The organism is Arthrobacter sp. Y3223164 (assembly GCF_059091005.1).
Window position 1 is genome coordinate 1 of sequence record NZ_JBNHGF010000213.1, and the last position, 4,910, is coordinate 4,910.

Genomic DNA, 4,910 nt, shown 5'->3' on the forward strand with positions numbered 1-4,910 from the left:
ACGACCGTCCCTCCGGCGGTTCGGCCGCCCAGGGACGCCACGTCGCCCTGCCCGGCGACGGCCGCGCCTCCAAGCGCGTCCACGTCACCATGGAAGACGGGCGCGAGTTCGAACTGGACCACGGCGCGGTGTCCATCGCCTCGATCACCTCCTGCACCAACACGTCGAACCCGTCGGTCATGCTGGCCGCGGCCGTGCTGGCCCGCAACGCGGTGGAGAAGGGCCTGGCGTCCAAGCCGTGGGTCAAGACCTCCATCGCCCCGGGCTCCAAGGTCGTCACCGATTACTACGAAGAGTCCGGCCTGATCCCGTACCTGGAGAAGCTCGGCTTCTTCGTGGTCGGTTATGGCTGCGCCACCTGCATCGGAAACTCCGGCCCGCTGGAGCCCGAAATCTCGCAGGCGGTCCAGGACAACGACCTGTCGATCACGTCGGTGCTGTCGGGTAACCGCAACTTCGAAGGCCGCATCAACCCGGACGTCAAGATGAACTACCTGGCGTCCCCGCCGCTGGTCGTCGCCTACGCCCTGGCCGGCACCATGGACTTCGACTTCGAGAAGCAGCCGCTGGGCCAGGACCCGGAGGGCAACGACGTGTTCCTGAAGGACATCTGGCCGAACCCGGTCGAGGTCCAGCAGGTGATCGACTCCTCGATCAACAAGGAGATGTTCGCCAAGGGCTACGAGGGCGTGTTCGAGGGCGACGACCGTTGGAAGGCGCTCGAGACCCCGGCAGGCGATACCTTCGCCTGGGATCCGAACTCCACGTACGTGCGGAAGCCACCGTACTTCGAAGGCATGAGCGCCACGCCGGAGCCGGTGCAGGACATCAGCGGCGCGCGGGTGCTCGCCAAGCTGGGCGACTCGGTCACCACCGACCACATCTCCCCGGCCGGTTCGTTCAAGTCCGACAGCCCCGCCGGCCGTTACCTGCTGGAAAACGGCGTGGAGCGCAAGGACTTCAACTCCTACGGTTCCCGCCGCGGCAACCATGAGGTGATGATCCGCGGCACCTTCGCCAACATCCGGCTGCGCAACCAGCTGCTGGACAACGTGGAGGGCGGCTTCACCCGCGACTTCACTCAGCCCGGCGGTCCGCAGGCCTACATCTACGACGCCGCCATGAACTACCAGGCCGCCGGCACCCCGCTGGTGGTGCTGGCCGGCAAGGAGTACGGCTCCGGCTCGTCCCGCGACTGGGCCGCCAAGGGCACCGCGCTGCTGGGTGTCAAGGCCGTCATCGCCGAAAGCTTCGAGCGGATCCACCGTTCGAACCTGATCGGCATGGGTGTGCTGCCGCTGCAGTTCCCGGCTGGCGAGTCCGCTGCGTCGCTGGGCCTGTCCGGCACAGAGACCTTCTCCATCGAGGGCGTGACCGCGCTGAACGAGGGCACCACCCCGAAGACGCTGAAGGTCACCGCCACCGGCGAGGACGGCGGCACCAAGAGCTTCGACGCGGTGGTGCGGATCGACACCCCGGGTGAAGCCGACTACTACCGCAACGGCGGCATCCTGCAGTACGTGCTGCGCCAGATCTCGGCGAACTAGCCCCCGGTCCGGCACACACCGCACAGCGGCCCAACGCAGGGCGGGCGTCCGATGGACGTCCGCCCTGCGGCGTCTGGCCAGGGCACCAGCGTGCTGTAGGGCTCGGTCCCCGGCCCCGCGTCGGCCGCGTTGTGTGCACCCTCGCACCAGGGGAACGCAGAGTGGCGGAGGGATGGCGGTAGGATTAATCGACGCTTTGTGAAGGAAAGGACCTGCTCTGTGGGATTGCTCGAGACCATCCGCGAGCCGCGCGACCTGCGCCGGATCGACATGGTCCAGTTGCAGGACCTGGCCCGGGAAATCCGCCAGTTCCTGATCACGAACGTCGCACAGACCGGCGGACATCTCGGCCCGAACCTTGGAGTCGTCGAGCTGACCCTCGGCATCCACCGCGTGTTCGACTCCCCGCACGACAGCATCGTCTTTGACACCGGCCACCAGTCCTACGTGCACAAACTGGTCACCGGGCGGCAGGACTTCGGCACGCTGCGGCAGCAGGGCGGGCTGGCCGGCTATCCGGACCGCGCCGAATCGGTGCACGACATCGTCGAAAGCTCGCACGCGTCGTCGTCGTTGTCCTGGGCCGACGGCATCTCCCGCGCCCGCCGGCTGACCGGCGAAGGCGACCGCTACGTCGTCGCGGTGGTGGGCGACGGCGCCCTCACCGGCGGCATGGCATGGGAAGCCGTGAACAACATCGCCGCGGACCGAGCACGGCGCGTGGTGATCGTGGTCAACGACAACGGGCGCTCCTACGCCCCGACGATCGGCGGGCTGGCCGACCAGCTGGCCGCGCTGCGCCGGACCACCATCGACAAGGTCCGCACCCACCAGGCCTACGAAGGCACCCTGGACTGGTGGAAAAGGAAGCTGCAGTCGGGCGGGTCGCTGGGCCAGTTCGCCTACCGGAGCCTGCACGCGACCAAGAAGGGCATCAAGGACTGGTGGGCGCCGCAGGGCCTGTTCGAGGACCTGGGCATGAAGTACATCGGCCCGATCGACGGGCACGACCTGGAGGCCGTCGAGGCCGCGCTGACGCAGGCCAAGAACTACCGGGGCCCGGTCATTGTCCACACCATGACCGAAAAGGGCCGCGGCTACGCGCCCGCCCGCGCCCACGAGGCGGACCAGTTCCACGCCGTGGGCGTCATCGACCCGGAGACCGGCGAACCCGTAGAGTCCGGCGGCCGGCAGTCCTGGACCTCCGTGTTCGCCGACGAGATCGCCGAGATCGCCGACGAGCGCCAGGACATCGTCGGCATCACCGGCGCCATGCTGATCCCGGTGGGCCTGCAAAAATTCGCCAGCAGGCATCCGGACCGTGTCTTCGACGTCGGCATTGCGGAGCAGCACGCGCTGGCCAGCGCCGCCGGCATGGCCTACGGCGGACTCCACCCGGTGGTGGCCCTCTACGCAACGTTCCTGAACCGCGCGTTCGACCAGCTCCTGATGGACGTCGCGCTGCACAAGGCCGGCGTCACCGTTGTACTCGACCGGGCGGGGGTGACCGGCCCGGACGGGCCCAGCCACCACGGCATGTGGGACATGTCGCTGCTGCAGATCGTGCCGGGGCTGCACCTGGCCGCCCCCCGCGACGCCACCCGGTTGAAGGAAGAGCTGCGCGAGGCGGTGTCCGTCGACGATGCCCCCACCGTGGTCCGTTTCTCCAAGGGCTCGGTGGGGCCAGAGGTCGAGGCCCTGGAACGGCTTAAGGACGGCGTCGACGTGCTGGCGCGCCGGCCGTACGGCTCCACCGAAAACGACGTGCTGATCGTCAGCATCGGCGCCATGAGCGAACTGGCGCTGGATGTCTCGAACCGGCTCGGCGCCCAGGGCATCAGCTCCACCGTTGTCGACCCGCGCTGGGTGCTGCCGGTGCCCCGCTCGATCATCGGCCTTGCGGCCCGGCACCGGATCGTCGTCGTGATCGAAGACGGCGTGCGCGCCGGCGGCGTCGGATCCCGGATCCGCCAGGAGATGCGTGCCGCCGGTGTGGACACGGCGCTGAACGAGGTCGGCCTCCCGGTCGAGTTCCTGGTCCACGGCACCCGCGCCGAGGTTCTGGAGCGCGTGGGCCTCACCGCGCAGCAGGTGGCCCAGGACACCGTCGCGCAGGTGCTGGGCACCAAGGTCCCGTTCGCGCGCCCGCTGCCCGGCCAGGAACTGCCGACCGGCCAGATTCCCAAGATCCAGTGACCGGCCGCATTCCCGCCGAGGCCCGGCCCGGCGAGATGGTGGTGTTCCGCAACTGGAAGTACGACGGCGCTGCCCACTGGCTGGTGCCCGGCACCTACCTCGGCTCCGACGGTTTCGGCGACTGGATCTTCCAGCCGGCCGGCTCGCTGGTCGCCCGGCCCGGCATCGCCTTCTTCGCGGCCTCCGACGCGGTGCAGTTACTGCCACGGGAAGGCGACTACGTGGCGACGTTCTACGACGACACCTACCCGGGCGACTTTCGCATCTACATCGACCTGGCCACCGGCATCCGGGTGGACCCGCTGCTTCCGGCCGGCTGGGAAGTCCAGCTCACGGACATGGACCTGGACGTGGTCCGCTCCGTCAGCGGCGGCGTGTACATCGACGACGAGGACGAATTCGCCGAACACCGGGTCACCATGGACTATCCGCCGGCGCTGGCCGAACGGATCCAGGCCAGCTGCCTGGCGCTCTACGGGCAGGTGGCTGCAGAGGCCGCGCCGTTCGACGGAACGGCCCTGACATGGTTGAACAAAGGACGGACATGAGTTTCCTTCGGGTGTACAAGAAGAACGACGACGGCGGGCTGGTGTTCCGCGAGGCGTGGTTCGATGAAGACTACGGCCAGTTCGTGGTCAACCACGGAACGGTGGGCCACCAGAGCACCACGCAGGAGAGCCGGGACGTCGATGCCGAGGCCGCCGAGTCGCTGATGGACGCGTTCGCCGCCCAGTGCGCCGAAGACGGCTACGCGGAGCTCGCGCCGGGGGAGCAGCACTGGGTGATTGCCCAGTATGCGTTGAAGACGGCGGGCGGCAGCGACCGGGACCGTTACCTCGAGGACAAGGCCAAACGCACCATCACCGAGTACTTCGCCTGGCGCGGGCTCGGGACCGTGGAGAAGACCGAATTCGTCCCGCACAAGCTCAACATCTATGTCCTGGCGCCGGATGCGGCCAGGGCGGTGGCCGGCCTGAAGGTCTGCCTCCGCGAAGCCAAACTGGACTTCACCAAGCTGAGCATCGGCGTCGCGCCGCACGGGGACCTCGCCGCGGTTAAACAAAAGCATCCGCTGCCGGCCAAGACGGCGTTCAGCCTGTAGGGCCGGCAACCTGGTCCGCCCGGCCGCCGACGGGGACGGCGCTAGGCGCCCTCGGGCACGTCCAG

General features: G+C 68.5%; 4 protein-coding genes. All 4 read left to right on the top strand.

Annotation, left to right across the window (positions count from 1 at the left end):
- A partial coding sequence (acnA, locus tag AC5RUJ_RS11030; RefSeq protein WP_494155863.1) for an aconitate hydratase AcnA occupies positions 1–1,547 on the top strand: 1,547 nt, incomplete at its 5' end.
- Between the two features lie 219 nt (positions 1,548–1,766).
- Positions 1,767–3,743 carry a 1-deoxy-D-xylulose-5-phosphate synthase gene (gene dxs / locus AC5RUJ_RS11035; RefSeq protein ID WP_494101459.1) on the top strand — a complete coding sequence of 659 codons (1,977 nt, stop codon included), beginning with the start codon at positions 1,767–1,769 and terminating at the stop codon, positions 3,741–3,743.
- Positions 3,740–4,291, top strand: a complete 552-nt coding sequence (locus AC5RUJ_RS11040) for a DUF402 domain-containing protein (RefSeq protein WP_494101458.1) — start codon at positions 3,740–3,742, stop codon at positions 4,289–4,291. Before dxs ends, AC5RUJ_RS11040 begins: the two co-directional genes overlap by 4 nt.
- The gene (locus AC5RUJ_RS11045) at positions 4,288–4,845 is read left to right on the top strand and encodes a hypothetical protein (protein ID WP_494050032.1); all 558 of its coding nucleotides are present in this window, start codon (positions 4,288–4,290) and stop codon (positions 4,843–4,845) included. The genes AC5RUJ_RS11040 and AC5RUJ_RS11045 overlap by 4 nt, the downstream gene beginning before the upstream one ends.
- Positions 4,846–4,910 lie beyond the last annotated feature (65 nt).